Genomic DNA, 3,175 nt, shown 5'->3' with positions numbered 1-3,175 from the left:
CGAGCCCATCCGCGCGGCCGAAGCCTCGCTGGGCCGGCTGCGCGAGGCGCTGTCGCTCACCTGCTTCGTGGCGGTGCTGGGCAACAAGGGCGCCACCATCGTGCGCTTCGAAGAGCCCTGGCTGCCCATCTCGGTCAACGCCCGTGTGGGGTCCGTGCTGCCGCTGCTGTGGTCGGCCACCGGCCGCGTGCTGCTGGCCTGGCAGCGAGACGACGCCCGCCTGCGTGCGATGGCCGAGCAGGAATTGGCCGAGGCACCGGCCGAGCTGCGTGCCCAGCTGGATGCGGCCGACCCGATCGGCCGGCTGACCGACAGCGTGCTGGCCGCCGGGTGTGCCGTGGTCAAGGACACCAACCTGCGCGGCATCAGCGCGGTGAGCGCGCCGGTGTTCGACCATGCGGGCCGCGTGTGCGCGGCGCTGACGGTGCTGGGGCCGACGGGCGGCTTCGATGCGTCGGCGCGGGGCGCCGCGGCGCGGGCGGTGCGGGATGAGGCGCGGGCGGTGAGTGCGGCGATGGGCTGCACAAGGGGCACCGCAACCTGAGCTGCGGTGTGCTCAGCCGATGTCCAGCACGTGACGCAGGCGGCCGTCAGGCACGGACCAGGCCTCGCCATTCACTTCGACGGTGGCCGTCTTGGGATTGCAGCGTTGGATGGTGCCGATGTGCACCTGCAGGTGGCGGTCGGTGAAGGAGACCCTCTCCCCGCGAAGGAAGTCGGCCCGTGTAGGACGCACAGGCGCCGCAGGCTGTGGCGCAGCAGGCTCGGCGGCGGGAGCGGTGCCCGGGGGCGGCTCCACGGCTGCGTAGGGGAGTTTCCACAAGGCCCGGTCGTCGTCACACTGCACGGTGAGGTGCACATCCCGCAAGTCTGCGACGCGACCCGTGCGCATGCTGTCGCGCTTGGTGTCGTAGAAGCGCACGCTTTGACCCAGGTGCAGACGCCTGCGGATGTCCACGATGCGGCGTGGGTCCGTCATCAGCCGTTCCAGCACAGCGGCCAGCTGATACAGCTCCAGGGTGGAGGCTCGGTTCATGGCCTCGATCAGACCTGCATCCTGCATGGGCGGCGGCCGGTTCGTCATCGATGTGCTTGGCGCAAGGGCGTGAAGGGGGTTGTGCTCAAAAGAAGGGATCGAAGTCCAGATCGAAGGCTTCTTCTTCTTCCCTCTGTCGGCGCACCTTCTTCAGCCAGCGCTTGGTGGCAGGCGCGTCGTCGAGCCTGCCGATGTCGCGCTTGACCTCTGCCAGCTCAGCGCGCAGACGCTGGGTTTCTCGCGCCGCCTGCTCACCCAGCTTCGTGGGCTTGAGACCCCAGCCGGGCTCCAGCCGGAAATCGATGCGAAACCCCAGCTCCACACGGTTGATCTCTGCCTTGAGTTCAGCCAGCTGCTCGGCCAGGACCTTGTTGTAGTGCTTGACCCGCTTGGCGTCGGCTGCGCCCAACTGCGCGGCGTCCACCTGCTCGATCTGCAGCTGCAGTTGCAGCAGCGTCAGCAGGTCGTTCTTCTCATAGGCCTGGTTGACTTGCTGCATCAGTGCCGTCTTGTGGGCACGCTGCTGGTCGTCGCTCTCGCGGTCGGGGTGCAGTGCGCTCGCCAACTTGCGATAGATCTCGCGCACCGATTGCGTGGCCTGCTGAGCCTCCGCCTCACGCCGCTGCTCGGCTGCGCTCTTGCGGCGGCGCGGTGCCGCGGCCTCACGTTCGGCCTGCTCGGCCTGTGCGGCCTGCATGCGCTGTTGCATGCGCTGCAGCAGATCCTCCTCGCTGGCGATGCCTTCGTCGTCACCCAGATCCAGCCCGGTCGCCCACTCGGCCATCTCCTTGATCGCCTGCAGTCCCTCGGTGCGATCGGTGTCGAAGTCCACGTCCGAGTGCTTGTCGAACAGGGCCTTGAGCGCCTTGTCCCCGTCGTCGGCACTGAGCAGCTCACCGGCAGCATCGCACAGCAGCTCGGTCAGCGTCTCGCGTTCGGCACGTGTCCAGCCCTTGCGGGCCAGCGCCGCATCCAGCGCAAAAGCCCAGTCCCGCCGAAGAGCCTGAAGTTCATCGAGCAGCGGCACATGGCTTTGCGCATGCCGCTGACCGTACAGCAGGATGGCTTCCTGCCAGTCCGCCAAGGTCTTGCGGGCCTGGTCGATCTGACGAAGCAAGGTGTTGAACCGTTTTTGCTCGGGCCTCAATGGCCGCGCGGCATCGGCCGAAGCGATCTGAAGGGCGGTGGCGTCAGTCATGGCAACAGATCCGGTCGCAAGCAGCGGATTGTCTGCCAGACCGTACCGCCGGCGGGCAAGGTCTGGCTTTGCTCAGCGCATCAGCGGAAAGCGCCGGTCGTCCACGTCGCAGGCCGGGTCGGGACCGAAGCTGGTGTCTTCCACCACGCCGGCGGGCGTGATGCCGACGTGGAAGAGCTGGCAGAAAGGCGTGTCGTAGCGGTAGCTCCACACCGTCTGGTCGTGGTAGCGCACGCCCCAGATGCGCGCCGGGCGGCCCAGGGTCTGGCGCAACTGGTCCACCGTCATGCCGGCCTGCACGGTGGCAAAGCGGGTTTCGGTCAGCACCTGCTGGCTGCCGATGAGCCGGCCCTGCGCATCGAAGTCCAGCATGTAGGTGTGCTTGCCATACGGCCCGCGCGCGTATTCCAGCCGCCGACCGCCACCGGGCTGCGGAAACTCGCCGGTGGGCTGGCCCATCTGCTGCACCGCCGCCTCGATCGAATCCCCCGGCTTGAGCGCGCTGGGCGCATAGCCCGTGGCGCAAGCCGCGGCCAGCACCAACGCGCCCACGGCAGGCAACAGCGCGGCCCGGTGCCACCAGGGCGATCGGGGAGCGGCGACGGCGGGGGCCGGGCGGGGGAACATGCAGCTTCTCCTGTGCTTGGCAATTCGACACACCGCGGCAACCAACGTTCCCGCGGTGCCTGTCGCCCACCTGTCGCGGCGGGGCCGACCAGCTACCAGCGCATCACGCAACGGTCGCCGCTGGCCTGGCGCTGCACCGTGACCGCGCACAAGCCAGGCACGGCCGGCGCCAGCTCGCGGCGCAGGTAGGCGCACAGGTTTTCCAGCGTGGCGGGGCCCAGGCCGGGCACGTCGTCCAGGAAGTGATGGTCCAGTTGCGCCCGCACGCGGTTGATCTCGGCGCGCAGCAGGCCCAGGTCCATCACCATGCCGGT

Annotated in this window: 5 protein-coding genes; 1 reads left to right on the top strand and 4 read right to left on the bottom strand. The window is 68.8% G+C overall.

Annotation, left to right across the window (positions count from 1 at the left end; all coding sequences use genetic code 11):
- Window positions 1–544 (top strand): IclR family transcriptional regulator C-terminal domain-containing protein (locus tag ABNT58_RS12765; RefSeq protein WP_348753853.1); only part of this gene is annotated, 544 nt, incomplete at its 5' end.
- A 12-nt stretch (window positions 545–556) separates the two neighbouring features.
- On the opposite strand, the gene ABNT58_RS12760 is transcribed toward ABNT58_RS12765, so the two are convergent.
- The 4 genes from ABNT58_RS12760 to ABNT58_RS12745 all read right to left on the bottom strand — a co-directional run.
- The gene (locus tag ABNT58_RS12760) at window positions 557–1,084 is read right to left on the bottom strand and encodes a hypothetical protein (RefSeq protein ID WP_348753852.1); all 528 of its coding nucleotides are present in this window, start codon (window positions 1,082–1,084) and stop codon (window positions 557–559) included.
- A gap of 37 nt (window positions 1,085–1,121) precedes the next feature.
- The gene (locus ABNT58_RS12755; RefSeq protein WP_348753851.1) at window positions 1,122–2,063 is read right to left on the bottom strand and encodes a J domain-containing protein; all 942 of its coding nucleotides are present in this window, start codon (window positions 2,061–2,063) and stop codon (window positions 1,122–1,124) included.
- A gap of 243 nt (window positions 2,064–2,306) precedes the next feature.
- On the bottom strand, window positions 2,307–2,861 hold the full coding sequence (locus ABNT58_RS12750; RefSeq protein ID WP_348753850.1) for a hypothetical protein: 555 nt from the start codon (window positions 2,859–2,861) through the stop codon (window positions 2,307–2,309).
- A gap of 92 nt (window positions 2,862–2,953) precedes the next feature.
- The coding region (locus tag ABNT58_RS12745) for a 6-carboxytetrahydropterin synthase (RefSeq protein WP_348753849.1) at window positions 2,954–3,175 on the bottom strand (222 nt) is incomplete at its 5' end.

Source organism: uncultured Aquincola sp., from assembly GCF_964001545.1.
GTDB lineage: Bacteria > Pseudomonadota > Gammaproteobacteria > Burkholderiales > Burkholderiaceae_C > Aquincola.
This window is presented reverse-complemented; position numbering and strand designations above follow the sequence as displayed.